The sequence below is a fragment of the Aminobacter sp. 01T433 genome (assembly GCF_056398585.1).
Genome location: NZ_JBFTPR010000018.1, coordinates 45,000 through 71,786, shown reverse-complemented (window position 1 = coordinate 71,786; position 26,787 = coordinate 45,000). Strand labels below are relative to the sequence as shown.

Annotated in this window: 19 protein-coding genes, 1 tRNA gene and 1 pseudogene; 8 read left to right on the top strand and 13 right to left on the bottom strand. The window is 61.7% G+C overall.

Annotated elements, in window-relative coordinates; translation table 11 throughout:
* Position 1: 1 nt before the first annotated feature.
* A complete protein-coding gene (locus AC1DLV_RS24775) occupies positions 2-1,243 on the top strand; it encodes an SGNH/GDSL hydrolase family protein (RefSeq protein ID WP_476802700.1) in 1,242 nt (413 codons plus the stop codon).
* A 67-nt stretch (positions 1,244-1,310) separates the two neighbouring features.
* Here AC1DLV_RS24775 and AC1DLV_RS24770 read toward each other — a convergent pair whose 3' ends face one another.
* Both AC1DLV_RS24770 and gltB read right to left on the bottom strand, forming a co-directional pair.
* Entirely contained in the window at positions 1,311-2,765 is a 1,455-nt protein-coding gene (locus AC1DLV_RS24770; protein WP_476802699.1) for a glutamate synthase subunit beta, read from the bottom strand.
* A gap of 121 nt (positions 2,766-2,886) precedes the next feature.
* Entirely contained in the window at positions 2,887-7,617 is a 4,731-nt protein-coding gene (gene gltB / locus AC1DLV_RS24765; protein ID WP_476802698.1) for a glutamate synthase large subunit, read from the bottom strand.
* Positions 7,618-8,121: 504 nt separating this feature from the next.
* Here gltB and AC1DLV_RS24760 point away from each other — a divergent pair.
* Positions 8,122-9,174: a threonine aldolase family protein gene (locus tag AC1DLV_RS24760; protein WP_476802697.1), complete on the top strand. Its 1,053-nt coding sequence runs from the start codon at positions 8,122-8,124 to the stop codon at positions 9,172-9,174.
* 53 nt (positions 9,175-9,227) lie between these two features.
* Here AC1DLV_RS24760 and AC1DLV_RS24755 read toward each other — a convergent pair whose 3' ends face one another.
* Entirely contained in the window at positions 9,228-9,698 is a 471-nt protein-coding gene (locus tag AC1DLV_RS24755; protein ID WP_476802696.1) for an Hsp20 family protein, read from the bottom strand.
* Positions 9,699-10,142: 444 nt separating this feature from the next.
* Here AC1DLV_RS24755 and AC1DLV_RS24750 point away from each other — a divergent pair, with 444 nt between their 5' ends.
* Entirely contained in the window at positions 10,143-11,102 is a 960-nt protein-coding gene (locus AC1DLV_RS24750) for an alpha/beta fold hydrolase (RefSeq protein ID WP_476802741.1), read from the top strand.
* 7 nt (positions 11,103-11,109) lie between these two features.
* Here the strand turns inward: AC1DLV_RS24750 and hisN are convergent, their stop codons facing one another.
* The gene (gene hisN, locus AC1DLV_RS24745; RefSeq protein WP_476802695.1) at positions 11,110-11,880 is read right to left on the bottom strand and encodes a histidinol-phosphatase; all 771 of its coding nucleotides are present in this window, start codon (positions 11,878-11,880) and stop codon (positions 11,110-11,112) included.
* Positions 11,881-12,109: 229 nt separating this feature from the next.
* The gene (locus AC1DLV_RS24740; protein ID WP_476802694.1) at positions 12,110-13,000 is read right to left on the bottom strand and encodes an N-formylglutamate amidohydrolase; all 891 of its coding nucleotides are present in this window, start codon (positions 12,998-13,000) and stop codon (positions 12,110-12,112) included.
* 229 nt (positions 13,001-13,229) lie between these two features.
* Between AC1DLV_RS24740 and cpdR the strand changes: the two genes are divergently transcribed.
* Together cpdR and AC1DLV_RS24730 are read left to right on the top strand one after the other, a co-directional pair.
* Entirely contained in the window at positions 13,230-13,592 is a 363-nt protein-coding gene (gene cpdR, locus AC1DLV_RS24735; protein WP_018429348.1) for a cell cycle two-component system response regulator CpdR, read from the top strand.
* A 105-nt stretch (positions 13,593-13,697) separates the two neighbouring features.
* Positions 13,698-13,772, top strand: a tRNA-Val gene (locus AC1DLV_RS24730).
* A gap of 58 nt (positions 13,773-13,830) precedes the next feature.
* Here AC1DLV_RS24730 and AC1DLV_RS24725 read toward each other — a convergent pair.
* The 4 genes and pseudogenes from AC1DLV_RS24725 to AC1DLV_RS24710 all read right to left on the bottom strand — a co-directional run.
* Positions 13,831-13,992, bottom strand: a pseudogene (locus AC1DLV_RS24725) (ABC transporter permease subunit); the annotation flags it as partial.
* A gap of 188 nt (positions 13,993-14,180) precedes the next feature.
* Positions 14,181-15,818, bottom strand: a complete 1,638-nt coding sequence (locus AC1DLV_RS24720) for a pilus assembly protein (protein ID WP_476802692.1) — start codon at positions 15,816-15,818, stop codon at positions 14,181-14,183.
* A 219-nt stretch (positions 15,819-16,037) separates the two neighbouring features.
* Positions 16,038-16,985 (bottom strand): DUF2950 family protein, encoded by a 948-nt coding sequence (locus tag AC1DLV_RS24715; RefSeq protein WP_476802691.1) that lies wholly within the window; start codon positions 16,983-16,985, stop codon positions 16,038-16,040.
* 52 nt (positions 16,986-17,037) lie between these two features.
* Positions 17,038-18,390, bottom strand: a complete 1,353-nt coding sequence (locus AC1DLV_RS24710; protein WP_476802690.1) for a DUF3300 domain-containing protein — start codon at positions 18,388-18,390, stop codon at positions 17,038-17,040.
* A gap of 74 nt (positions 18,391-18,464) precedes the next feature.
* Between AC1DLV_RS24710 and AC1DLV_RS24705 the strand changes: the two genes are divergently transcribed.
* The 3 genes from AC1DLV_RS24705 (at position 18,465) to AC1DLV_RS24695 (ending at position 21,698) form a co-directional block, all read left to right on the top strand.
* Positions 18,465-19,037: a hypothetical protein gene (locus AC1DLV_RS24705; RefSeq protein WP_476802689.1), complete on the top strand. Its 573-nt coding sequence runs from the start codon at positions 18,465-18,467 to the stop codon at positions 19,035-19,037.
* Positions 19,038-19,053: 16 nt separating this feature from the next.
* Positions 19,054-19,527 carry a YidH family protein gene (locus AC1DLV_RS24700; RefSeq protein WP_476802688.1) on the top strand — a complete coding sequence of 158 codons (474 nt, stop codon included), beginning with the start codon at positions 19,054-19,056 and terminating at the stop codon, positions 19,525-19,527.
* Positions 19,528-19,751: 224 nt separating this feature from the next.
* Positions 19,752-21,698, top strand: coding sequence for a diguanylate cyclase domain-containing protein (locus AC1DLV_RS24695; protein ID WP_476802687.1), 1,947 nt, complete (start codon positions 19,752-19,754; stop codon positions 21,696-21,698).
* A gap of 23 nt (positions 21,699-21,721) precedes the next feature.
* On the opposite strand, the gene AC1DLV_RS24690 is transcribed toward AC1DLV_RS24695, so the two are convergent.
* From AC1DLV_RS24690 to AC1DLV_RS24675, 4 genes are read right to left on the bottom strand one after another with little or no spacing between them, the layout of a single operon-like run.
* Positions 21,722-23,377: a GMC family oxidoreductase gene (locus tag AC1DLV_RS24690; RefSeq protein WP_476802686.1), complete on the bottom strand. Its 1,656-nt coding sequence runs from the start codon at positions 23,375-23,377 to the stop codon at positions 21,722-21,724.
* 10 nt (positions 23,378-23,387) lie between these two features.
* A complete protein-coding gene (locus tag AC1DLV_RS24685) occupies positions 23,388-24,164 on the bottom strand; it encodes a 3-ketoacyl-ACP reductase (RefSeq protein ID WP_476802685.1) in 777 nt (258 codons plus the stop codon).
* Positions 24,161-25,669: a GMC oxidoreductase gene (locus AC1DLV_RS24680; protein ID WP_476836275.1), complete on the bottom strand. Its 1,509-nt coding sequence runs from the start codon at positions 25,667-25,669 to the stop codon at positions 24,161-24,163. Before AC1DLV_RS24680 ends, AC1DLV_RS24685 begins: the two co-directional genes overlap by 4 nt.
* A gap of 1 nt (position 25,670) precedes the next feature.
* Positions 25,671-26,786 carry an ABC transporter ATP-binding protein gene (locus AC1DLV_RS24675; protein ID WP_476802683.1) on the bottom strand — a complete coding sequence of 372 codons (1,116 nt, stop codon included), beginning with the start codon at positions 26,784-26,786 and terminating at the stop codon, positions 25,671-25,673.
* Position 26,787 lies beyond the last annotated feature (1 nt).

Sequence of the window (26,787 nt, the reverse complement as noted above, 5' to 3'; positions counted from 1 at the left end):
TTTGGCATCGGCACGACGTTCAAGGTTTTTGCTCTTGCGCCTGACGATGCCACTGGTTGCGGTGGCGGTCGCCTTGACCGCCATCTCGTCTGTAATGCCAACCCCGGCTGCAGCCCAGGAAGGCATATTGCGGCGCTGGTCGCTGCGCGACCTGTTCACCCCGTTCCGCCAGCCTCGCGTCGATCCCTACATCTACGAGCAGCCACAGGCACCGCAGCGCATGATCCGCAAGGCGCCGCGCAGGCCGAAGTCGACGGTCGATGCAGTCAGCAGGCCGGCCGAGCCGGCCGTTCCGGTGATTGAAAAACTGCCCGATGCCAAGGTCGTTCTGGTCATCGGCGACTTCATGGGCGCCGGCATCGCCGAGGGACTGAGCGCCGTCTTCGCCGAAAACGCCAAGGTCCGCGTGGTCGACAAGACCAGCGGCTCTTCGGGCTTCGTGCGCGACGACTATTACAACTGGCCCGAGAAGGCCAAGGCGCTGATCGAGCAGGAAAAGCCAGCCGCCATCATCGTCATGATGGGCTCCAACGACCGCCAGCAGATGACGGTCGGCGACACCCGCGAGCCGCCGATGAACGCGGCCTGGACCAAGGAATACAAGGCCCGCACCGAAGCGCTGGCCAAGACCATTTCCGCCACGAAGGTGCCGTTCCTGTGGGTCGGCATGCCCGCCTTCAAGTCGCCGAAGGCGAGCACCGACATGCTCGTCTTCAACGACATCTATCGTGCCGCAACTGAAGCCGCAGGTAGCGAATTCGTCGATGTCTGGGGCGGATTTGTCGATGAAGGCGGCGCCTTCGTCACCAGCGGACCCGACATCAACGGCCAGCCGGTGCGCCTGCGCTCCGACGACGGCATCAACGTCACCCGCGCAGGCAAGCGCAAGCTCGCCTTTTATGCAGAAAAGCCTCTGAACAAGCTGCTCGGCATCACCCCTCAAGGCACCGAGGCAGTGCTGCCGGCAAGCCTGCCACAGGCAACACCGGGTGAGCTCAACGTGCCCGTCAATATCGACCGGACGGTGCCCATCTCGCTTTCGGACCCCGAGCTCGACGGCGGCAGCGAATTGCTGGGCGCGCAAACAGCTGCCAAGGGCGACCCGCGCTCACCGGGCGAAAAGCTTGTCGTGCAAGGCATAGCGCCAGCAGCGCCCGCCGGCCGCGCCGACGATTTTTCGTGGCCACCCAAACCGCTGGCAGCCGGCCAGAGCACCGAAACAACGACGGCGATCAGGCGGTAGAAGCAGCATCCACCAATGAAAAAGGCGCCTCGCGGCGCCTTTTTTGTTTATCGAACCACCGCGCGCCTCAACGCGGCAGCACGCTTGAACCCATCAGAGCCACATCGATCGAATGCGCGGCCTGGCGGCCTTCGCGGATCGCCCAGACCACCAGCGACTGGCCGCGGCGCACGTCGCCGGCGACGTAGAGCTTGTCGACATTGGTCTTGTAGTCCTGGTCGTTGGCCGCGACATTGGTCGAGCGACGGTTGTCGGTAGTGATGTCGAGCTTGCCTTCCAGTTCCTTGACCAAGCCGCCGGCGAGCGGGCCGGCAAAGCCGATGGCGATGAAGGCGAGATCGGCGCGGATGACGAACTCGGTACCCGGGATCGGCTTGCGCTTGTCGTCGACTTCGCAGCACTTGACGCCGGTCAGCTGGCCTTCTTCTCCGATGAACTCAAGTGTCGCCACCTGGAACTCGCGCTGCGCGCCCTCGGCCTGCGAGGACGAGGTGCGCATCTTGGTCGCCCAATAGGGCCACACGGCGAGCTTGTTTTCCTTCTCCGGCGGCTGCGGTCGGATGTCGAGCTGGGTGACGCGCACAGCACCCTGGCGGAATGCGGTGCCGACGCAGTCGGACGCGGTGTCGCCACCGCCGACAACGACGATATGCAGGCCGCTGGCGACGATCGGCTCTGACGGCCAGGCAACCGACTGGATATCCTCGCCGCCGACGCGCTTGTTCTGCTGGACGAGATAAGGCATCGCGTCGTGCACGCCTTCGAGGTCGTCGCCAGGAATGCCTGCAGGACGCGGCGTCTCGGAGCCGCCGCAATAAAGCACGGCATCATGTTCGGCGAGAAGCTCGGCAACAGGCTTGTCGACGCCGACATTGACGCCGCAATGGAAGGTCACGCCCTCGCCCGTCATCTGCTCGACGCGACGGTCGATATAATGCTTCTCCATCTTGAAGTCGGGGATGCCGAAGCGCAGCAGGCCGCCGGGGCGGCTCTCGCGCTCATAGAGATGCACGTCATGGCCAGCCCGGCCAAGCTGTTGGGCGGCTGCCATGCCGGCAGGCCCCGAGCCGATGACAGCGACCTTCTTGCCGGTCTTCTTCTCCGGCGGATAAGGCCTGATGTAGCCGGTCTCGTAGGCCTTGTCGGCGATCGCCTGCTCGACGGTCTTGATCGCGACTGGAATGTCCTCGAGGTTCAGCGTGCAGGCTTCCTCGCAAGGTGCGGGGCAGATGCGGCCGGTGAATTCGGGGAAGTTGTTGGTCGAATGCAGGTTGCGGATCGCGTTGTCCCAATCGCCATTATAGACGAGATCATTCCAGTCCGGGATCTGGTTGTGCACCGGACAGCCCGTCGGGCCATGACAGAAGGGAATGCCGCAATCCATGCAGCGCGCGGCCTGCTTTTCGACTTCCTTGTCCGACATCGGCAGCGTGAATTCGCGGAAATGCCTGATGCGGTCGGAAGCCGGCTGGTACTTGTGCACCTGCCTGTCGATTTCGAGAAAACCTGTAACCTTGCCCATAGTCTAACTTTCGTCAGTCTAGCCTCGCGGGAACCTCGCGGGCGTATCGTTCCACCACTTCCAATGAAGCATGCGATGGCGTGCGTCCAATTGGGCGCTACGCCGGCAGGTAAAGTCGCGGCTACTCCGCCGCGACTCCCATCCTCATGCGCTCCATCTCGATCAGCGCGCGGCGGTACTCCACCGGCATGACCTTGCGGAATTTCGGACGGTAGCTCGCCCAGTCGTCGAGGATCTGTTTGGCGCGCGTCGAACCGGTGTAGTGCATGTGGCTCGAGATGAGCTGCACCAGGCGCTCCTCGTCGTGGCGGGTCATGTCGCCCGACACGTCGACACGGCCCATATGGGCGATGTCGCCGCCGTGATGGTGCAATTTTTCGAGCATGTCGTCCTCTTCGGGAACAGGCTCGAGCTCGACCATCGCCATGTTGCAGCGTTCGGCGAAGTTGCCGTCCTCGTCGAGCACATAGGCCACGCCACCCGACATGCCTGCCGCGAAGTTGCGCCCGGTCTTGCCGATGACAACGACGACGCCGCCGGTCATGTACTCACAGCCATGGTCGCCCACACCTTCGACAACGGTGACGGCACCGGAGTTGCGGACCGCGAAACGCTCGCCAGCCACACCGCGGAAGTAGCACTCGCCCTCTGTCGCACCGTAAAGCACGGTATTGCCGACGATGATCGACTCCTCGGCGCGGATCTTGGAATCCTCTGGCGGACGGATGACGATGCGACCACCCGACAAGCCCTTGCCGACATAGTCGTTGCCGTCGCCGACAAGCTCGAAGGAGATGCCGCGTGCCAGGAAGGCGCCGAAGGACTGGCCGGCAGTGCCGGTCAGCTTGACCGAGATGGTGTCATCACGCAGGCCCTTGTGCCTGAAGCGCTTGGCGACCTCGCCCGACAGCATCGCACCGGTTGAGCGGTCGACATTGTGGATCGTCGCCTCGATCTTCACCGGCTGGCGGGATTCGAGGGCAGCCTTCGCCTCGGCGATCAGCCTGCGGTCGAGCACGTCGTCGATCGGATGCTTCTGACGCTCGGTCCAATGAACCGCCTCGCGCGGCGCATCCGGCTTAAAGAACACCTTGGAGAAGTCGAGCCCGCGCGCTTTCCAGTGGGTGATCAGCTCGCGCTTTTCCAGAAGGTCGGCATCGCCGATGATCTGGTCGAGATGGGTATAGCCCATCGCGGCAAGCAGCTCGCGAACCTCTTCGGCCACGTAGAAGAAGTAGTTGATGACGTGCTCGGGCGTGCCCTTGAAGCGCTTGCGCAGCACCGGATCCTGGGTGGCGACGCCAACCGGGCAGGTGTTGAGATGGCACTTGCGCATCATGATGCAGCCAACGGCGATCAGCGGTGCTGTCGAGAAGCCGAACTCGTCGGCACCCAGCAGTGCGCCGATGACGACGTCGCGACCCGTGCGCAGGCCACCGTCGACCTGCAGCGCCACGCGGCTGCGCAGGCCGTTCAACACCAGCGTCTGGTGCGTTTCGGCAAGGCCCATTTCCCACGGGCTGCCGGCATGCTTGAGCGAAGTGAGCGGCGATGCACCGGTGCCGCCGTCATAGCCGGAGATGGTGATGTGGTCGGCGCGCGCCTTGGCGACACCCGCCGCGACCGTTCCGACACCGACTTCCGACACCAGCTTGACCGACACGTCGGCCGCCGGGTTGACGTTCTTCAGGTCGTAGATCAGCTGCGCCAGATCTTCGATCGAATAGATGTCGTGATGCGGCGGCGGCGAGATCAGGCCAACGCCTTGCGTCGAGTGGCGGGTCTTGGCGATCGTCGCATCGACCTTGTGGCCGGGCAACTGGCCGCCCTCACCGGGCTTGGCGCCCTGGGCCACCTTGATCTGCATCATGTCGGAGTTGACGAGATATTCCGTCGTCACGCCGAAGCGGCCGGAAGCCACCTGCTTGATCGCCGAACGCTCGGGGTTCACCCCTCCGCCTGGCAGCGGCAGGTAACGATCCGGCTCCTCGCCACCCTCGCCGGTGTTCGACTTGCCGCCGATCCGGTTCATGGCAACGGCGAGCGTCGAATGCGCCTCGCGGCTGATCGAGCCGAAGGACATCGCACCAGTCGAGAAACGCTTGACGATCTCGGCGGCCGGCATGACCTCGTCGAGCGAAACCGGCTTGCGCCCGCCCTCCTCGGCCATCTTGATGCGGAACAGGCCGCGGATGGATTGGGCGCGTGCCGTTTCACTGTCGATCTGCGCCGAGAATTCCTTGAAGGTCGACCACGAGCCCGAGCGGACGGCGTGCTGAAGCGAAGCAACCGCATCCGGTGACCAGATGTGGGCCTCGCCGCGCATGCGGTACATGTACTCGCCGCCGACTTCGAGCGCATTGCGCAGCACCGGGTCTTCGCCGAATGCCGAAGCATGGCGGCTGACGGTTTCTGTCGCCACCTCTTCCAGCCCGACGCCTTCGATGTTGGTCGCCGTGCCAGTGAAGTACTTCTCGACGAAATCGGTCTTGAGGCCGATCGCATCGAAGATCTGCGCGCCGCAATAGGACTGATAGGTCGAGATGCCCATCTTGGACATCACCTTGAGGATGCCCTTGCCGATTGACTTGATGTAGCGCGAGACCACCTCATAGGCGTCGACCTCTTCCGGCAGCTCGCCGCGCTTGTGCATGTCGAGCAGCGTGTCGAAGGCGAGATAGGGGTTGATCGCTTCAGCACCATAGCCGGCGAGGCAGCAGAAATGGTGCACCTCGCGCGGTTCGCCCGATTCCACGACCAGACCGACCGACGTACGCAGACCCTTGCGGATCAGGTGGTGATGGACGGCAGCGGTCGCCAGCAGCACCGGGATGGCGATGCGGTCGGAGCCGATCTGACGGTCGGACAGGATGATGATGTTGTAGCCGCCAGCAACGGCAGCCTCGGCACGCTCGCACAGGCGCTCGATGGCGCCGGGCATGCCGGCAGCACCTTCCTGCACACCATAGGTGATGTCGATGGTCTTGGTGTCGAAGCGGTCCTCGGTGTGACCGATGGAGCGGATCTTCTCCAGATCGCCATTGGTCAAGATAGGCTGGCGCACTTCAAGACGCTTGCGCCGCGACGAACCGACGAGGTCGAAGATGTTCGGACGCGGGCCGATGAACGACACCAGGCTCATCACCAGCTCCTCGCGGATCGGGTCGATCGGCGGGTTGGTGACCTGGGCGAAGTTCTGCTTGAAGTAGGTGTAGAGCAGCTTCGACTTGTCCGACATCGCCGAGATCGGCGTATCGGTGCCCATCGAACCCACGGCTTCCTGGCCAGTCGTCGCCATCGGCGACATCAAGAGCTTGGTGTCTTCCTGGGTGTAGCCGAAAGCCTGTTGGCGATCGAGCAAAGAGACGTCCTTGCGCAGGGCCCGCGGCTCGACCGGCTTGAGGTCTTCGAGGATCATCTGCGTGTTGGACAGCCACGTCTTGTAAGGGTGCTTGGTTGCAATCTCGGACTTGATCTCCTCGTCCGAAATGATGCGGCCCTTGACCAGGTCGATCAGCAACATCTTGCCTGGCTGCAAACGCCACTTCTTGACGATGCTCTTCTCGTCGACCGGCAGCACGCCGGCCTCGGAGGCCAGGATGACCCGGTCGTCGTCGGTAACGATGTAGCGCGCCGGACGCAGTCCGTTGCGGTCGAGCGTGGCACCGATCTGGCGGCCGTCGGTGAAGGCCACCGCCGCCGGACCGTCCCACGGCTCCATCAGAGCTGCATGATATTCGTAGAATGCCTTGCGGTCGCCATCCATCAGCTTGTTGCTGGCCCAGGCCTCCGGGATCAGCATCATCATGGCATGCGCCATGGTGTAGCCACCCTGGAACAGGAATTCGAGCGCATTGTCGAAGCAAGCGGTATCCGACTGGCCTTCGTAGGAAATCGGCCACAGCTTGGAGATGTTGTTGCCGAACAGCTCGGAGTCGACCGAGGCCTGTCGCGCCGCCATCCAGTTGTTGTTGCCGCGCACCGTGTTGATCTCGCCATTGTGCGCGACCATGCGGTAGGGGTGCGCCAGCTTCCACGAGGGGAAGGTGTTGGTCGAGAAACGCTGGTGAACCAGGATCAGCGCCGTCTCGAAGCGCGGATCGGCAAGGTCCTTGTAATAGGCGCCAACCTGGAAGGCGAGGAACATGCCCTTGTAGACGATGGTGCGCGCCGACAGCGACACGCAATAGGCGCCGATGTCCCTGTTGTTGTTTTCGGCATAAATGCGGCCGGAAATCACCTTGCGCAGCAGATAAAGCCGCGCCTCATATTCCTCGTCGTCGTCGATTTCAGGCGTGCGGCCGATGAACACCTGGCGATGGAACGGCTCGGAGGCAACGATCTCCGGCGCCTTGGACAGCGAGGAGTTGTCGACCGGGACGTCGCGGAAGCCGATCAGCGGCAAACCCTCTGACTGCGCCGACTCGCGGATGATGTCGTCGATATGATCGCGAAGCGCCTGATCCTGGGGCATGAACCAGTGGCCGACGCCGTATTGGCCAGCCGCCGGCAGCTCGATGTCCTGCTTGGCCATCTCTTCGCGGAAGAACCTGTCGGGGATCTGCACCAGAACGCCAGCACCATCGCCCATCAGCGGATCAGCGCCAACCGCGCCGCGATGCGTCAGGTTGTTGAGCATGAACAGACCGTCCTTGACGATCTGATGCGACTTCACGCCCTTCATCTGGGCGATGAAACCGACGCCGCAGGCATCATGCTCGTTGCGCGGATCATAGAGGCCATGCGCTGCATAGCCGGTGGGGGTTCGGAGATGATCGGTTTTTTTGTTGGCCGCTTTCGTCTGCGCGGCCGGCACAAAATCCGTCGTCACAGATGGCGTCAACTCCGTCATCGTCTCGTTCTCCATTATGGCCCTTTCGGGCAATCCACGTTGGGACGGCAGGGGTTGCCCGTCCCTGTTATGCCGATATTGCTATCGATATTCTGCGGCTTTGTGCCGGCGACCGGCACTCACCGCGGGTCTGGGGGAACAGGACGGAAGGCTTCCCGCCTCAAGCTCCACCCGCGCTCGCAGCGGAAGCCGGACGGGGCGTCATCATACGCCAAATCCGGTTCGCTTTGGGCAGATAAATAAGACAGCACTGCTGTCCTAAATTTGATATGACAGAATTCTTGAATACGCACAAGACCGATTCACGAATTTTCCGCCTTCAAGAAGACAGAAAGTTTCGCGGGAGCTGCATTCGGCGTAATTTTTGAACAACCGGTCAAAAGCGCATCCAGCTCTGTCTCAATCGAATTCCGGCCGTCGGACTTGCCGAAAATCGCCAAATCCGCTCTAGCTCAGGCCCATCCTGCCACGCAGTCCCCGACAGCCACATTACGGACGCACAAAATGTTCTTTGCATCAGACAATTGGGCCGGCGCACATCCCAAAGTCGCCGAACGGCTTAACGCCAGCGCAGGCGGCTTCAGCCGCGCCTATGGCGACGGCGATCTCGACAAGGCAGTCTACAAGCGCTTCTCCGAGATTTTCGAACGCGAAGTGGCTGTGTTCTTTGTGGCGACCGGGACGGCGGCGAATTCGCTGGCGCTAGCCGCCTATGGCAAGCCGGGAGGCATTTCCTTCGCGCACCGCGAAGCGCACATTATCGAGGACGAATGCGGCGCGCCGGAGTACTTTTCCCACGGATCGCGGCTCCATCCAGTCGATGGCCCGCTTGGACGCATGGACATCGGCAATCTGGAACGCGCCGTCGGCCGCTTCGCCTCGGAGAACGTTCACGGCGGGCGCCCGGCAGCGATCTCGATCACGCAGTCGACAGAGGTCGGGACTGTCTATGGCCTCGACGACATCTCGACGATCTCGGCCCTTGCCCGCCGCCACAGCCTGCCGCTCCACATGGATGGCGCGCGTTTTGCCAATGCCTTGGTGGCTCTTGAAACCTCGCCCGCCGAAATGACCTGGAAACGTGGCGTCGACATTGTCTCGTTCGGCGGCACCAAGAATGGCTGCTGGTGCGCCGAAGCCATTGTCATGTTCGACCTCGACCGCGCCAAGGAAATGGCCTTCCTGCGCAAGCGCGCAGCGCAGCTGTTTTCCAAGTCGCGCTTCATCTCCGCCCAGTTCGACGCTTATTTCGACGGCGGCTTGTGGCTGGATACCGCGCGCCATGCCAATGCGATGACAGCGAAACTTGCCGCGACCATCTCCAACTCGACGGTCGCCCGCCTTGCCTGGCAGCCTGAGGCCAACGAGGTCTTTGCGGTCATCAAGACGGAAGCGGCAAGGAAGGCGCAAGACGCGGGTGCTGCCTTCTACGACTGGCATGCTCCGGCAAGCCTTGGCGGCCAGATCGCCGAGGACGAAACGCTCTACCGCTTCGTCACCAGCTTCGCCACGACGGAAGACGAGATCGGTCGTTTCGGCGACTTCATCGCCAGATGACAAAAAGGCGGCGCCCGAAAGCGCCGCCTTTTCTCCTTGGGAGGAGTGTTTGGTTAGTTCACGGTGTTGGCTTCGATCTGCTTGGCCTTCGCCGGAGCAGCCGAAATCTCGATCTTGCGAGGCTTGTGCTCTTCGGGAATGTTGCGCTTGAGATCGATGTGAAGCAGGCCGTTCTTGAGGGCAGCACCCACAACCTCGACATGATCGGCAAGCTGGAAGCGGCGCTCGAAAGCACGCGAGGCGATGCCGCGATACAGCAGCTCCGAACCTTCGCCAGCAGCTTCATTGCTGCGATCGCCCTTGACCGTCAGCACATTGCGATGGGCTTCGATCGAAATCTCGGTCTCCGAGAAGCCGGCAACCGCCATGCTGATGCGATAGGCATCTTCGCCGGTACGCTCGATGTTGTAGGGCGGATAGGTCGTCTGCCCGCCTTCAGGCTGGCCAAGGCCGTCGAGCATATTGAACAGCCGGTCAAAGCCGACGGTCGAGCGGTGCAGCGAGGAAAAATCAACGTGACGCATGGGTGTTCTCCATTGAGCAACAAGGTTTGCGTATGACCTGTGCCGAAACCCATCCTGGCGTCCCGGCGGTGATCAGCGGCCCGATATTGGGCGCCGCAGGAGACATTTGGGTGCCGTCCCAAGCCATTTCAAGACATTCGTCAAAGAGCTTTTCGCGCCGCTGATGAACCGCAGATGAACCGGCCCTTCGGTATCCATTCAGGTCGCCGCGCCTAAAGTGCACCCAAGTTCACGAACAGGTGGCGCCACAGAGCGCTGCCGATGAGGCCGAACCGGGTTGTAACGTCCCTTCCTCCCGGAACGACAGAGGCCGGAGGCAACCCGCAAGCTGCCTCCGGCCTCATTCGTTTCGGCTTCGTGACGGAATTCCTTTGATTTTCGCCGCTGCCCTTTCTATCACCCTTGGACGATCCCATGGCAGCGAGTTCCAAGCCGAAGCGCCTGATGACGGACCTGTTCCACGAAATCCCCGGCAATCCGGTTCCGGAGAGGGCCACGGGCGGCAACTTCACCGCACATGACGGCAAGCGGCTGCGCTATGGGTTGTTTCCGGCGACCTCGCACCCCTTCAAGGGCACTGTGATCCTGCTGCCGGGCCGCAACGAGTGCATCGAGAAGTATTTCGAGACCATTCGCAACCTCTCCGCCCATGGCCATGCGGTCGCCACCTTCGACTGGCGCGGCCAGGGTGCCTCCGAACGGCTATTGCGCGACGGTCATCGCGGCTACGTCAAAAGCTTCGACCATTATGTCAAAGATCTCGAGGCCTTCTTCGAGCAGATCGTGCTGCCCGATTGCCGTGGCCCCTTCTTCATCCTTGCCCATTCGAGCGGCGCGCTGATTGCCATGCTCGCAGCCCCTTTGATGAGCAACCGTGTCCAGCGCATGGTGCTGGTGGCGCCGTTCCTGTCGGTCATTGGCGCGCCGCTGTCGATGAAGGCGATCAAGCGCCTCACCACCGCGATGTGCTGGCTTGGCCTCGGCCGGCTTTATGCCGCCTGGGGCCCGCGCCCACGCGAGGGAACGCCGTTCGCCGTCAACAAGCTGACCAGCGACGAACGCCGCTATCGCCGCAACATGCTGCTTTACGAGACCTATCCCGAGCTGTCGGTCGGAGGCCCTACGATCGCCTGGCTGCGCGCCGCGGCCAAGGCCTCGGAAACCGTGCGCGACCCGGCATTCATTGCCTCGCTCAAGGTGCCGATGCTGATCGTCACCGCAGGTGCCGACGAGGTGGTGTCGACGCGCGACGTCGAGCAATATGCCAACCGCTGCCGGGTGGCCTCGCTGTTGACCATCGACGGTTCCCGCCACGAGATCCTGCAGGAAGTCGACATCTACCGCGAGCAACTGCTCGCGGCCTTCTCGGCCTTCGTGCCCGGAACGCCCGCGACGGTGGATTGACGGGCCCTTAGCCCCGGAGAACCGCCATCGCCGCGGCATGCAGCTCGGGCGTCGCCGCGGCAATAATGTCGCCGCCATTTTCTGCCGGACCGCCCTCGAAAGTGGTGACGATGCCACCGGCCTGCTCGATGATCGGGATCAATGCCACGATGTCATAGGGCTTGAGGCCCGGATCAACGACGATGTCGACCTGCCCCGCCGCAACCATGGCGAAGGCGTAGCAATCGGTGCCGTAGCGCGCGAGCTGCACCTGGCTTTCCAGCTGGTCGTAGCGCTTGCGCATCTCGCCCTTGAACAGAGCCGGCGTGGTGGTGAACATCGTCGCTTCGGAAAGTGCTGTCGTCTTGCGCACGGCAAGCTTGCGCGGCCCGCCCGGGCCCTCGTAATGCGAGCCCTTGCCGTCGGCGAAGAACAGTTCGCCGGTGAAAGGCTGCGACATCACACCGGCAACGGCTTCGCCATCGACCGTCAGCCCGACCAGCGTGCCCCACACCGGCAGGCCGGAAATGAAGGCGCGGGTGCCGTCGATCGGGTCGATGACCCAGACATGGCTGTTGGAGATGTTTTCGCTGCCATGCTCCTCGCCGAGGATGCCGTGATCGGGGAACTCGGCATTGATCAGCGCGCGAATGGCGCGCTCGGCCTCCTGGTCAGCCTCGGTGACCGGGTCGAAGCCGCCGGCAAGCTTGTTTGCCACTGCGCCTTGCCGGCGAAAACGCGGCAATGTCTCGGCAGCAGCTGCGCTTGCGATTCGTCGCATGAACTCGGCGTCGACCATTCTTCACCCCAATCTCAATTGTTGCGTGGATGACACGCCATAACCCCAGCGGGCAATAACCACATCACCATGATTTAAAAAGTCCCAAGGCGCGCCTTGACTTTTGTGCAGCGCACAATAATCTCGACCTCGGACAGGTTCTCCTGTCCATGCCCTCCTTGGGCGTTTCCTCCCTAGACTTGGACCGCTCTTCGGGGCGGTCTTTTTTTAGCCGTTCCCTGGCCCCCGGCTATTCCGCCGCCAGCGGCAGGTCGAGGAAATAATGATCCGGAACCGCCATCAAATCTGCGGAAAACCGGGCCAAATCGTCCGCCAGCGCATAAAAGCCCGCCGACTTCTTGAAGGTGCGCTCGTCCATGTACAGCCCGCGATTGATCTCGATCTGCAGCGCATGAAGCTTGCGCGACGGCCGGCCATAATGCTCGGTGATGAAGCCGCCCGCATAGGGCTTGTTGTGCGCCACAGTATAACCCATCGCCGCAAGCAGGCCGATCGCACATTCTGACAGAGCAGATGCAGCAGAGGTGCCGAACCGGTCGCCGACGATGAAATCGGGCCGCACCCCATTGTCGCCGATGCGGATCGACGCAGGCATCGAATGGCAATCGACAAGCACGGCATAGCCGAAACGCGCGTGCGTGCGCGTGACCAGCCGCTTCAGCGTCTCATGGTAGGGCTTGTAGACGCATTCGATGCGCCCGATTGCTTCGGCCAGCGGCAGCCGGCCGGCATAGATGTCGAGCCCCTCGCCGACCAGCTTCGGCACCGTGCCGAGCCCGCCGGCAACACGCGCCGAACGGATATTGGCAAATGACGGCACCGGCTCGGCGAACATCCGGGGATCGAGCTCCCAAGGCTCGCGGTTCACATCGAGATAGGCGCGGGGAAAATGCGCGGCCAGCATCGGCGCGCCAAGGGCAACCGCCGCACCGAACAGCTCATCGACGTAACAATCCTCCGAGCGCCTGATCGAGGTGGCATCGAGCCGGGTCATCGCCAGGAATCGGTCGGGATAGCAGCGCCCACTATGCGGCGAATTGAACACGAACGGCACACGCTGCTCGGCACTCGTCCGGACTTCGAACGGCGGCAACACCGAGAAATCTTCGGCTGGCGTCATCTTTGTTGATGGACCTGCGAAATGCACTTGCTCATCGTTCGAAAGTGCCACCTGCCGCCGCCGGTGTCCAGCACTTCGAAATGTGGATAACCGCCGCTGATCGTGCCTTTGCGTCTTTGCGCCGACGCGGCATTCACTTGATGTTTACCGTCCGGCGCTCATATACAAGATGGTTAACGAAGCCCCTGCTGGGGGGCGGCTTCGACCGCTGATTCGGACGGGATTACTGATGGCACGCATTCTTCTGGCAGAAGACGACGACGATATGCGCCGCTTCCTGGTCAAGGCGCTGGAGCGCGCCGGCTACCAGGTAAGCGACTTCGACAATGGCGCAAGCGCTTACGAGCGGCTGCGCGAAGAACCTTTCTCACTGCTTTTGACCGACATCGTCATGCCGGAAATGGACGGCATCGAACTGGCGCGCCGCGCCACCGAGATCGATCCCGATCTCAAGGTGATGTTCATCACCGGCTTCGCGGCGGTGGCGCTGAACCCTGATTCGAAGGCGCCACGCGACGCAAAAGTGCTGTCGAAGCCCTTCCATCTGCGCGATCTCGTCAACGAGGTCGAAAAGATGCTGCACGCCGCATAGGCGCTTCCCTTGCGTCGCCAAGGGAAATGATGATCCGGCGCAATTTTCCGCCAAACACGCTATTGACGCGCCGGATCAAAAATGGTGTATCCGCCTCCATCGGATGGGCGTGTAGCTCAGCGGGAGAGCACTGCATTGACATTGCAGGGGTCACAGGTTCAATCCCTGTCACGCCCACCATCCGAACCCCACCTTACCTACTCGCTGCGACGAAAAATGCGGATTTTGCTAACAGCACCGCAAGCGCGATGGCGCCGCCGATGACGGCGACGGCTATCACCTGAAGTTCCATACCTGACTCGATATTGGGGGTGACGGCACCGAGCCCGCAGGTCTGTGCGATGCCGGCGATGTCCGCCGAGAGGGCTGAGATCATATAGACGGCGACCTTGATCCAGGCGCGATCAACTCGGTCTAGTGTCAGACGAAAATCAAAGAGGCCTCAGCAGCCGTTGGCCGATACCTGCCAGCGATGCTGCGCAACCCAACGCCGTGCGCATGGGCGGATCGAGCGTGCGCGCCTGGCTCGCCAGCGAGATCGGCAGCCGACACCTCCGAAGCGCAGGGCCGGCCGCGACACGGCCTCGATCAGTTGGTTATGTACAGCGGCGAGATCGAGTTCGCGATGGCTTGGAACGCAGCCCTCAGTTCGGCGGTGTTTTTGGTCGGGAAAAAATTGGCCGGAGTGGTCGCGCACTCACTGTAGAGCTTGCGGTTGGCCACGGAAATATTCGCGTCCAACACCACCGTGTAGATGATCACCCCCTGATTCTTCAGCCGTATGCATACGTCCTCCGTCATGGAGTTGACCTTCGTGAGAGCGGTTGCACGGTTTTGCGACTCCATCCGTTCCTGATCCAGGAAGCCGTAGGAACCATAGTCGGACTTGTTGATTTTTGCGCTCTGAGCACCAAAGACGTTGTTTTCGCCGTCGGTGAAGACCACCACCACCTTGGAAGTGTCCTGCGACTTGAAGGGGTCACCCTGATTAAAGGGCTGGCCAGGCGACAGCACGCGATAACCCCAGGCGAGGCCTTCCGACACATTGGTTCCCGAGCCGTTCCAGAATGTCATCTTGTCGAGTTCGCCTACGACTGCAGGTTTTTTTTCTGGTTCGCCCACCAGTGAAATGAGATCTTCAGTCAGTGGAACGACCGGTGTCGGACAGGCGTAGTTCGGACCGCTCGTCAAGTTCGGCGTATCTTTGATGATCGCTTTGTCGCGGACACCCTGATCGGAGTATTTCGCTAGTGATTTCTGTCGGACACGATCACTCGGGTCCTTGTTGATATCATTTAGGTAACTATTGTTGTAGTTGGTCCCACTATTGGCAGCCGGTGCCGCGTCGCCCGGCTCATCGGGCGCGAAATAGGGCAAGAACAGGGTGTTGGGTTTGGTGAGGTCGGGTGCGGTGTCGTCCAGTGCGTAATCACCGAAGCGTGCTTCTACACAGCCCTTCCATGCGCCTGTTGGCCCGGACTTCCTTCTTTTCTCCAGCTCCGTGAAGAGCTTCCAGTGGCCAATACGGCTCTTATCGTTGCCTTTGGGGTCTTTTAGGTTTTCGAAGTTCTTGCCGTTCCAGGAACTCTCGTCCAACGGAACTTCATCCCTGGTGTCGATCCAGGACATATCGAAACCTTCAGTACTTTTGATGTTCACCGCCGTCACGAACGGCACGAGCGCTGCAAGGATTTCGCGCTCGGGCCTGTCGGTCTTGACCTTCTGGAGGGCCTTGATGACGTCTTTTGAACCCTCGATCAGCGCCTTCATGTTGGCAGCGCCCATCGAACCGGTGTTGTCCAGTACCAGAGCGACCTCGAGCCTGGCTGTCGATTCAAAGGCGTTGGCCACGGCCGAGACGCGAGCGCTTTGCCCGAATATGAAACCGAAATTCAATGCCACGTCGGCATCAGCGGTCCCAGTGGTCTTGATCTGATTGACGCGCTGGTCGACCGTAAGCTCTGCCGTCGCGTTGACGAGAGCTGGCCTGTTGGCAATGTTGGTCTTGAAGAACGCGTTGAACACGTCGGTGCGGGAGCCTGTCTGGTCGCTCAGGCGCGACGCCGCAAGCACCGCGGAGTCGAGCGCGTTTTGCAGGTCCGACTTTGCTTTCGACAGATTGGCGACATCAAGCGCAAGGCCAACGGCTGCCAGCAACACCGGCAGTAATATGGCAAAAATGATCGCGAAATTACCGCCGGTCGACTGCCAAAAGCGCTTGAACACCACAACCCCCGCATTTCTTGTTGCGGTTATTTGCGCGCAAACGACTTAAAATACCGTTTAGGGGATACAACCTCCGGCTGAGCTTGCGACCATGGCGAGTGCCCGCCATCGCACGGTTAGTCAAAAGCTCGCAGGGTCGCCGCCCAATGACATGGCGCCGAGCAGAGATCGCAAGCCTGCATGAGGGCGATGTATGCAATTCAGGAGCCGTGCCTGTACTCAGTCCCCCGGCTCGTCGACCACGGTCCAGCTGTCGTCAGGGTTGAACGTGGTAATGGCTGCGGCCGCCTTTCCCGAGTCGCTTCCGAGGTCTTTTTGATAGACCGTGCCGTACTGGTTCACGACGAAGGTCATGATGCCGCTTCGGTCGTAATGTGCGGGCGTCGCTATCAGGGCAAAACCGCCGATCATATTGCCGTTGATGACGTAGTCATACGCACCACCGGCAATGTTTGCCCCTTGGCTTTTCAGGATACGGTAGCGATAGCCGAAATAGCCGTCTTCCGGTTTTTGCAGGGCTTTTTCATCGACGAACTCGCCGGCCGGGCTCTCGGGGATTCCATCTCCGGAATGCCAGTAGAGGCCATCATAGGTGCCAGGTGTGCTGACCAGGTTCTGCGCATATTCGAGCACACCGTCTTCGTCCCAATCGGTCTTGTGATAGACCTGCTGCGCGTAGACATAGCTCCGCATTGCGGCGATCGCGGTGAGTTCATTTTCACCGATGCGGCGGTTGATCACCTCTTCGAGACCAGCAACCGTATCGAACGACCACTTGCCGTCGGCTTTCACCACCGGGAACGGGAACGGCCAGGCCTTGTCGCCAAGCACGAGTATGCGGCGATCAGGGCTGGTCTCGTCGAGAGTGACGGACTGGGCTGCGGCGTCCCGGATTTCAGGGAAGCTCCCGTCGCTATCCTTGGACGCCGCAACTGCCGCCGGGTCGAGCCCGAGCAGCTTGGCAACGGCCTGCTTGTCTGATGACGACAAACCGGACTTGAACGCGCCGACAAGGGCGTCAACGCCGTCGAATGCGGTCGGCTTTGCTCCGATGAACTTGTCAAAGTCGTGGTCGGCGGTTGCAGTTTCCTGCGCGACCGCTGCGTGGTGGCTTGCTGGTGCCAGGATGAAGATGGCGGCGGTAGCTGCGATCAACAGGCGGTTCATTGTCGTTCTCCCTGAATTTCTTCGGGTTTGGCTGTCTTCGAAGCTGCTGCCATCACCTGTGCATTCTTGGCCGACCGCCACCGCCCCTCAGCTCTCCGCCACGGTTTCCGCCGCCGCGGCTCATAGCCCCCCGATCCGAATGGTTCATCGCATCCCTGCCTCTTTCCGGATTGCCGAGCGCTGAGGGATTGCGCGGGCGATCGTCGATGCGGGCGGCGGGCTTTTTCGGCGCGACCTTTCTGTCGGTCACTTGTTTGGCCGCCGGCCTATCGCCTGCCGCAGCCGGACGATTGACCTGATCCCTGGCCGTCGGTCTGTCGAGGTTTTGCCCGGGCTTGGGAAGTTGCGCGCCAGGATTGTTCTTCAGCCCTTCGGTGACATTCTTTCTGATGTCCTTGCCATTGAGGTCATGGGCACGGGCAGCGGTATTCGCCCCCTCCTCCCTGTTCTGCGCCTTGCGCGCAAGGTTGTTGCCGTCCCGCCCCTGCAGGTTCTGGGTCAACTTCGAGCGGTCGACGTCGAGGTTCTTGAGGTCCATCTGCGAGCGGTCGATGTTGCGGAAATCCGTGTTCCGGATTTTGTTCACGTCGATATTGTTGACGTCGATCTTGTTGAAATCGACATCGAAGCGGTTGTTGATGTGGTTGACGTCGATGTCGACATTGCCACCCCATGCGCCCCAATGGTTCCAGTCGACGGCCGCAGCCCATGCAGCGCCGGTGACGAAGCCGGCCCAATAGGTTGCGGTGGGATAATAATAGGAAGGATATGGCGCGTAGACGATTGGCTCCGGCGGGTAGACATAGTTCGGTTCGTAGAGCATCTCGGGCGGGTATGTCGGGACATAGATCGTTTGCGGGTCGGACGACTTGATGACAACCTTGTCGCTTTCCTTCGAAACGACCACCTTCTCGCTGGATTTGAGAACGCCCTTCTGCACCGCCTGGTCGCGCAATTGCTGGATGGCGACCAGCACGTCCTTCTGCTGGTAGGCAACGACGTCGCCGAGTTGCTGGGTCCAGTCGAGGTCGTCGCTCATCATCTTCACGACCTCAGGATAATTGAGCAGCGAAATGACGCTGCCGTCCCATTTGTCGCTCGGCTTGAGGTCAGGGGTCTTCTTGTTGTCTTCGAGAAAGCGCGACGCCTGCACGATCTGAAGCGGATAGATCGAACTTGCGAGCACCACGGCAACCAGATCGTCGGGATAGAGCGCGATACGCGCGACAAGTATCTCAAGTTCATCTTCGGTCAGCGGCGCAGGCTCGCTCTCGTCCGCAGCCGCTGCCGTCTCTGCTGCTGCAGTATTGCTGGTTTGCGCCAGCGCGCGGTCCGTTCCAGGCATGGCCAGCGCAACGGCCAACATGGCTCCGAACGCGATCCACGATTTACGCAGGTCACTCATGGTACCCCCTCGCTTGACTTGCGCCGTCGCTCCGCAAGCTCCCATTCGCCGCATGATTGTCCAGGCGTATTCTTTTGGCCAGTATGCAACTGACAAAAATCTTTGAAATGCGACTGCACGCAGCAGTATGCTCAGGCCGCGTGACCACAATCAGTTTCCTGTTGCGCGGCGCCTCTAGCATTCCCTTGCGACACGCCCTAGCATTCCCTGACCAACAGGAGGCTGAGGGTCCCGTGATGTCGAAAAATGGAGTTGCTTTCGCACTCGCTGCGGCGGGAATGATCTTTGCGACCGGCGTGCAGGCCGCATCGATGGACCAGGTGCAGGGCGCCTGGACCACAGGCGGCACGGACTGCGCCGATACTTTCCATAAGGTGGGCGGCGTGATCCAGTTCAAGGACAAGACGTCCAGCTTGACTACCGGCCTGCTCATCAACGGCAACAAGATCACCGGGTCGAACATGACTTGCACCGCTGGCAAGATAAGCGAGATGAAGGATCACCTCTCGGTGCTGCTGAACTGCGCCGATTCAGTGATGTTCCAGAGCATGTCCCTGTCATTCAGGGTGATCGACAAGGACACTTTCGAGCGAATGGACCCGAGCTTCCCCGAGATATCAATGAAGTACTATCGCTGCCAGCTCTGAGCCTGGCTTCGGGCCAGTGAGCCGGAGGGACGTCACGTCGACGGAAACGAAGCTCTCGTCCGACAGCATGTCGGACGAACTCGCCGCCCGTCGAACCGGCATGGCGTTCCAGCGTACGCGCATGAGTGCCGATCGCACCTTGATGTCGGTGATCCGTACCTCGCTTGCGCTGATCAGCTTTGGCTTCACCATCTACCAGGTGTTTGAGAAATTGCGCGAACAAGCAGCGCTTACCGGCACAGCGCCGGCGCGCAATTTCGGCATTGCCCTTGTCGCGCTGGGCCTCGTCATGCTCGTTGTCGGCATCATCTACCATCTTCAGTTCATGCTGGGCCTGCGACGGGAGCGTGAGGCGATGAGAGCTGCCGGGCTCGTCCACGCTCAAAGCAGTTTTCCGCCATCGTTCACGCTCGTGACCGCAGTGATCCTGTTTTTCATCGGCGTCGCAGCCATCGTCAGCATGGTCTTCCAGATCGGCCCGTTCGGCTAGAGCGGCATTCGCCGTACCACCTCCGCGACGTGCTTGCTTCCCGCTTCAACTTCCTCTCCGAGGTGGCATGAACTCAGCTGCCCCGACCTCAAGCGCGCCAAATCTTGACCATTTGGAAGGCTTTTGGGTGCATTAGCCACCCCTGGTATCGGCCTACGCTGGGTTGCATCCACGGGAGTATGTGCAAGGTGGTCACGGAAGCGAAACAGGGCGTGCAACGGGGCTTGAACAGCTACCTCCTGGCGCTGGCGCTCGTCTGCCTCGTGCCAGTAATTGCTGTCTCGGCCCTTGCGGTCTGGCATGCCGGATACGCTTACATGCACACCGCGACCACCAGGTTGAACGACACCGCCGGCACGCTCGCCAACGCCATAGAGGGCGAACTGCAGGGGCGCTTCGCCACCATGGAAGTGCTCGCATCGTCCTTTGGGCAGCCTCATGCGGACCCAATTCCGCTGTCTGAGAAAGGCTTCGGCAAGGTCGGCCTCGACGGTGAAATCGCACTGGTCGACAGGCAGAGCATGCATCTTTTGCGTGACCGTTCGACTGTCGCAGCTGGCACGGCCTTGGCGGCATTACAGAGCCAATCGCCAATGGTCTCGAACATCGTTATCAGGGACGACAGGCCCCTGCTGTCGCTGGCGCTGCCGGTGACAGGCGGCCAGGCCGCGTTTGTCCTGACGACGTCCCCTTCCGCGCTGGTGCAGACCTTGCTGCGAGGAAAACGCTCGCTGACTGGCATTCTCGTCGCGGTGACCGACGGCAACGGCCGCATCGTGGCCCGCTCGCGCGATCCCGAACGTTTCGTCGGTCAAATCGCGCCCGACTGGCCTAAACTCCAGGCGCTGGGAACCGACTCGGGACTGATCGAAGCAGAAACCGCCGAAGGCTTGCCAGTCATGCTTTCGTTCCAGAAATTGCAGGGCACCCCAGGTTGGGTTGTCGTCGTCGGCGAGCCGACAAACCTTTTCAACGCGCGCTGGCGCGATCCCATCATGAGTCTTCTGATCGGTTCGATCGTGGCGATCGGCCTGACGCTCTCCCTTGCAATGTGGCTGCGCCGCCGCATCCTCCAGCCGGTTCAGGCGCTGGTCGCCCACAGCAACGCGATTGCGGACGGCAAGCTGTCGAACGACGCGTCAGTGCCGCCTTCGTCCATACGTGAGTTCGAAATGCTGCGGCTGAGCTTCGAAAATGCCGAAAAGGCGTTGCGAAGCGAAAAGCGGCGCTATCGGGTCATTGCCGAAGCAGGCGCCATCGTGCTTTGGCGCCGTTCTCTCGATGGGGCCGGTTCGGCCACCGGTTGGGAGCAACTGACCGGCCGGCCAGCAAGCGAGCTCGTGGGCTACGATTGGGCCGATGCCATCCACCCCGAAGACAGGCCGCAGTCATCGGCAGCCTGGAGCGAGGCGATCGCCAACGCGACACCGCTGGATGTCGAGTTCCGCCTGAAGGTCAGGGACGATCAGTGGCTCTGGGTCCGCTCGCAGGGCTCTCCGGTCGCAGATGACAATGGCCATGTTGTTGAATGGGTCGGTGTCCTCGAAGACATCGACGCGCGGAAAAAGGACCAGGCCCGCATCGCCCATATGGCGCACCATGATGCGCTGACTGGACTTGGAAACCGCACCCTGTTCCGGCTGCGCCTGGAGGAGGCTGCTAAAGAGGCAGGCAATGGCGCGCAAGGTGCCTTGCTTTGTCTCGACCTCGACCGATTCAAGCAGGTGAACGACACGCTAGGCCACCCCGTGGGCGACGCGCTCCTGTGCGAAGTTGCTGCCAGATTGCGCAGTTGCACGAGCGGCACAGACAGCATCGCGCGTGTCGGCGGTGACGAGTTCTCGATCGTGCAGACGAATGCCGATCAGCCCGAGGCCGCAGCTGCTCTCGGCAGCAGGCTGGTGGAGGTGCTGTGCGCGCCCTACGACATCGACGGGCACAACATCACCATCGGCGCGAGCGTCGGCATCACGCTTCTGGGCGAGGAATGCCAGGACGTCAGGACCTGGTTGAAGCGTGCGGATCAGGCGCTTTATCGCGCAAAGGAACTCGGTCGCGGACGTATCGCCTTCTACGAGCAGGACGTGTTGTTGGCGGACATGGCGCGCTTGGTCGAACGCAGCAAGGTGGCCGAACCAGCGTCTTCACGTGCTGCTCGCATATCCAGATAACGCAGCTGGCGCCAGCAGTACGCCTAACTTACCTCGGCGCGCGCTCGTGGCCGCGCGTCGTTGCGCTCATGGGTGAAAATGGCAGGCGGCAGCGGCTCGCGGTTGCGGATGATGTCCGCGCCCTTCTCGCCGACCATGATCGTCGGCCCGTTGGTGTTGCACGAAGGCACGCGCGGCATGATCGAGCTGTCGCAGACGCGCAAGCCGGCAATGCCATGCACCTTCAATTCGAGATCCACCACCGCCATGTCGTCAGTGCCCATTCGGCAGGTGCCTACGGGGTGATGGTCGGTCTTGGCGTTGGCACAGCCATAGTCGAACAGGTCTTCGTCGCTGACCTTGCCCGGCCCGGGCAGGCGTTCGGCCAGCACGAACGGCTTGAGCGCGGCCTGCTGCATGATTTCGCGCGCGACCTTCAACCCTTCAATCGACATCTTGCGATCGTGCGGGTCGGACCAGTAGTTCGGGTCGATCAAGGGCGCTGCCGCCGGATCGCTGGATGCAAGGCGCACGGTGCCGCGCGAACGCGGATGCAGATAGGCCGAATTCAGCGTGACCCCAGCATTCTTGAGCCTGGCGACACCAGCCTCGATGCCAGAGCCTAAACCGAGATGGAACTGGATATCGGGCGAACGCGCGTCGGGGTCCGCATACCAGAAGCCGCCTGTTTCAAAGAGGCTGGACGTCACCGGACCGGTGCGGAACAGCACATATTGCAGGCCGGCCCAAAGCGTGCGGTGCAGCTTGGCGACATTGTCGTAGGTGTGATCGCCTGTACATTCGGAGATGACGAACAGGTCTAGGTGGTCCTGCATGTTTTCGCCAACCCCCTTGAGGTCATGCACGACAGGTACACCGGCGCTCTTCAGATGATCCGCCGGGCCGATGCCAGATTGCTGCAATAGCTTTGGCGAGCCGATGGCACCCGAGGTGATCAGCACCTCGCGCTCGGCGCGGATAATCTCGAGGCTGTTGCCGTGGGCCACTTCGACACCGACCGCCCTGCCCTTTTCGACAACGATGCGGGTCACCCGCGCACCAAGCCGAACCGTGAGGTTCGGACGGCTCCTGATCGGATCGAGATAGGCCATCGAGGCCGACGAGCGGCGCTTGTTGCGCTGAGTCAGCTGGTAGAATCCGACGCCCGCCTGCTGGCGGCCGTTGAAGTCGTGGTTGTAGGGAATGCCTAATTCCTGGCCGGCACGGATGTATGCATCGCAGATCGGCAATGCCGCCGACGGCATCGAAACGCCAAGCGGACCGCCATAGGAGTGATAATCGTCGGCAAATCGCTGGTTGTCTTCCGAGCGCTTGAAATAGGGCAGAACCGAGCGGTAGTTCCAGCCGGCGCAGCCGTCCTCGCTCTCCCACAGATCATAATCCGTGGCGTTGCCGCGCGTGTAGAGCTGCGCATTGATACTCGACCCGCCGCCGATCACCTTCGCCTGGGTATAGCGCAGCACGCGGTTCTTCAAGTGCTTCTGCGGCACTGTCTCCCAGCCCCAGCTCGCCACGCCCTTGGTCATCTTGGCGAAGCCGGCCGGCATGTGGAACAGCGGGTTCCAGTCGCCGCCGCCCGCTTCAAGCAGAAGCACGCGCACATCCGCATCCTCGCTCAGCCGGTTGGCAAGCACGCAGCCGGCGGGACCCGCACCAGTGATGATATAGTCGTAGGTCATCTCGAAACTCTCAGAGACGCGCGACGGACAATGCGCCGTCGGCCTTGATGATGGTGCCTGTGGCAAAGCCGAAGGCGCCGCTGGCGAGCGAGGCGGCGATCCGGCCGATATCGTCCGGCTCGCCCCAACGTTTTGCCGGCACCAACCCCTCGGCGATCAGTCGGTCGTATTTTTCCGCAACCTTCGCCGTCATGTCGGAGCGGATGATACCGGGACGTATCTCGAACACGTCGATGCCAGAGCCAGCCAGCCGAAGCGTCAGGCCTTGGGTGAAGGCGGCAAGCCCGGCCTTCGTCATGCAATAGTCGAGCCGCTCGGGCGAAGTCATCTCGGCCGAGATCGAGGTGACGTTGATGATCGAGCGCCGCTGGCTCGGCTGCGGCATGCCGAGCATCGCCCGCAGCACGGCCTGCGTGAAAAACACCGTGCCGCGCAGATTGACCGACATGATGGCATCGTAGTTTTCAGGCGCGAGATCGAGGAAATCGCCACGGACTTTCGAGGCGATGCCGGCATTGTTGACCAGGCAGTCGAGCCGTCCGAAGTGTTCGACGATCTGGTCGACAGTCGCGGCATGGCCTTCGATCTCGGCGAGGTCGGAAGCAACGAACAGCACCTTTGCGCCGTGCTTTTCGAGGCCGGACACGGCGTCCGCCGCAGCCCGATCCTGCTCACGATCGGTGATGGCCAGGTCGAAGCCTGCTTCGGCAAGCGCCTTCGCCACGGCAAGCCCAATGCCGCGGCGGGCGCCGGTCACCAGCGCGACGGGTTTAGCCTGGGCGCTCATGCCGCAAGATCCTTGCTGGCGATATGATCGGCGACGCGCAGCGCCTGGGCCGCGATGGTCAATGCCGGATTGACCGCCGCCGAGGTCGGCAGGAAGCCAGCATCGACAACAAACAGGTTCGGATGGTCGAAGGCACGGCAATAGACGTCGAGCGGTGCTTGAGCAGGATCAGTCCCCATGCGCACCGTGCCGCATTGATGCGAGGGCGTGCGCTTGTCGAATGCGCGGGAGACCACGATGGGAAACCCGGCACTGCGCAGCACGCCTTTCAGCTTTTCAACGAGCTTGAGATGCGCATCCCAATTCGTCCGTACCCATTTCAGTACGATGCGGTCGCCGTCGAACATGACGCGGCTTTCCGGCGACGGCAGGTCCTCGCTCATCGCGTAGAAGTCGATCGAATGCGCGGTCACGCGGTTGAGCAGCCATTCCGGCACCGAGGGCATGGCGCCCTTCAGGATTGTTCCCGAAATGCGTCCGAGCAGTTGCACATTGCCGAGCGGTGGACCGCCCTCGCCATCGGAGAGGTAGAAATCGTTGAAGCCAAAGGTCTTCTGGTAGATCGAGTCGTTGCGAAACCACGGGCTCATGGCGATCACCGCAGTCGAGTTGTGGTTCATGAAATTGCGCCCGACCTGGTCGGAGCGGTTGGCGAGGCCGTTTGGATTGGCGTCATTGGCCGAGCGCAGCAAAAGCACCGCCGACTGCACAGCACCCGCCGACAGGATGACGAGCTTTGGCTTCAGCACCCGGCTTTGGCCATTCTCCGTAAAATGCACAGCAGCAATGTTGCGCCCGTCGGGCGCTGTCTCCAGCCGCGTTACCTTGGCACCGGTCTGCAACTTGACATTTTCGTGCTTCAGCGCGGCCGCGAGCGCTGCAGTCTCGGCGTCCATCTTGCCGTCAAAGCTGTTGGGGTGTGCGTCCCAGGGCGTCTTGCCCTTGGCAAGCCAACGGTCAATGTCGACCCCAAGCGGCAGCGAAAAAGGATGCACGCCTTTCGCCTTCAGGCGCGCCCGCACTTTTGCGATCGCCGGCTCGTCGGCCACCGGCTTCAGCCCATAAGGCTTGGAATGCGCGGGCTCCGTGGGGTCTTCGCCAAGAGCGCCACGCACTTGGTAGAGCGCCTCGGCCAGGCCGTACCATGGCTCCAGTTCTTCGTAGGGAAACGGCCATGCCGGCGACACGCCCTCGAGATGCTGCATTTCGGCGAAATCCTCGCGGCGATAGCGCGTCAGTACAGCGCCGTAGAATTTCGAATTGCCACCGACATTGTAATAATTGCCAGGGTTGAAGCCGGTGCCGTCGGCCTCGTACCAGGTTTCGTCGGGACGGAAATGGCCGCGCTGGAAGATGGCACGCTGGTCGCGGTTTTCGGGGCGATCCTCGATGTGGCCACCGGTCTCCAGGATCAGGATTTCGGCGCCGGTCGCGGCTAGGCCTGCGGCGACCGTGGCCCCGCCTACCCCCGATCCGATGATGACGATGTCAGGCGATCCAGGCATTTCAGGCGATACGCAGCTGGCTCTTGGGGTCGAAGAAGACCGCCTTGTCGAGGTTGAAGGCGAGCTTGGTCTTCTGGCCTGCATGTATGGCCGCATCGGCCCGCAGGCGTGCCACCACTTCCTTGCCGCCGAGCTTGGTGACGGCGAAGGTGTCCGAGCCGGCCGGCTCCACAACCTCGATCAGGCATTCGCCTTCGGCGATGGATTTGGCGTTGCGGTCGGCGCCATCGGGGTCGGTCAGCGCCTCCGGTCGCACGCCGAAAATGATCTCCTTGCCCGAATAGGCGCCGAGCGCACCATTGGCCACCTTGATCGGTAGTGCCAATGGCTGATCGCCTGGGCGATCGAGAATGACACTGAGACCGCCCGCACCGCCTTCGAGGCGGCATTTGAGCAGGTTCATCGCCGGCGAGCCCATGAAGTCGGCGACGAACATGTTGGCCGGGCTGTTGTAGATCTCGGCAGGCGTGCCGAACTGCTGCAACACGCCGTCCTTCAGCACGGCGATCTTGGAGGCCAGCGTCATCGCCTCGATCTGGTCGTGGGTGACATAAACGATGGTCGTTTTCATGCGCTGGTGCAGGCGCTTGATTTCGGTGCGCATGTCGACGCGCAGCTTTGCGTCGAGATTGGACAGCGGCTCGTCGAACAAAAACACCTGCGGATCGCGCACCAGCGCCCGGCCCATGGCGACGCGCTGACGCTGGCCGCCGGAAAGCTGGCTTGGCTTGCGGTCGAGCAGATGGCCGATCTGCAGGATGTCGGCGACGGTCTTGATCGCCTTTTCGCGCTCATCCTTGGGCACGCCGCGGATTTCCATGCCAAAGGCAATGTTCCCCGCCACCGTCATGTTGGGGTAGAGCGCGTAGGACTGGAACACCATGGCGATGTCGCGCTTGGACGGGTGCAGCCCAGCCACCGACTTGCCGTTGATGGCGATCTCACCCGAGGTGATCGGCTCGAGCCCGGCGATTGTGTTGAGCAACGTGGACTTGCCGCAGCCCGACGGGCCGACCAGCACCAGGAAACCGCCCTTGTCGATCTCGATGTTGATGTCCTTGAGGATCTCCACCTGGCCGTAGGACTTGTAGAGATTGCTGATCTTGAGAAACGACATG

Coding starts and splice junctions, on each gene's coding strand:
- AC1DLV_RS24770 (WP_476802699.1), bottom strand. CDS start 2,765: ATGGGCAAGGTTACAGGTTTTCTCGAAATCGACAGGCAGGTGCACAAG.
- gltB (WP_476802698.1), bottom strand. CDS start 7,617: ATGACGGAGTTGACGCCATCTGTGACGACGGATTTTGTGCCGGCCGCG.
- AC1DLV_RS24760 (WP_476802697.1), top strand. CDS start 8,122: ATGTTCTTTGCATCAGACAATTGGGCCGGCGCACATCCCAAAGTCGCC.
- AC1DLV_RS24755 (WP_476802696.1), bottom strand. CDS start 9,698: ATGCGTCACGTTGATTTTTCCTCGCTGCACCGCTCGACCGTCGGCTTT.
- AC1DLV_RS24750 (WP_476802741.1), top strand. CDS start 10,143: ATGACGGACCTGTTCCACGAAATCCCCGGCAATCCGGTTCCGGAGAGG.
- hisN (WP_476802695.1), bottom strand. CDS start 11,880: ATGGTCGACGCCGAGTTCATGCGACGAATCGCAAGCGCAGCTGCTGCC.
- AC1DLV_RS24740 (WP_476802694.1), bottom strand. CDS start 13,000: ATGACGCCAGCCGAAGATTTCTCGGTGTTGCCGCCGTTCGAAGTCCGG.
- cpdR (WP_018429348.1), top strand. CDS start 13,230: ATGGCACGCATTCTTCTGGCAGAAGACGACGACGATATGCGCCGCTTC.
- AC1DLV_RS24715 (WP_476802691.1), bottom strand. CDS start 16,985: ATGAACCGCCTGTTGATCGCAGCTACCGCCGCCATCTTCATCCTGGCA.
- AC1DLV_RS24710 (WP_476802690.1), bottom strand. CDS start 18,390: ATGAGTGACCTGCGTAAATCGTGGATCGCGTTCGGAGCCATGTTGGCC.
- AC1DLV_RS24690 (WP_476802686.1), bottom strand. CDS start 23,377: ATGACCTACGACTATATCATCACTGGTGCGGGTCCCGCCGGCTGCGTG.
- AC1DLV_RS24685 (WP_476802685.1), bottom strand. CDS start 24,164: ATGAGCGCCCAGGCTAAACCCGTCGCGCTGGTGACCGGCGCCCGCCGC.
- AC1DLV_RS24680 (WP_476836275.1), bottom strand. CDS start 25,669: ATGCCTGGATCGCCTGACATCGTCATCATCGGATCGGGGGTAGGCGGG.
- AC1DLV_RS24675 (WP_476802683.1), bottom strand. CDS start 26,786: ATGTCGTTTCTCAAGATCAGCAATCTCTACAAGTCCTACGGCCAGGTG.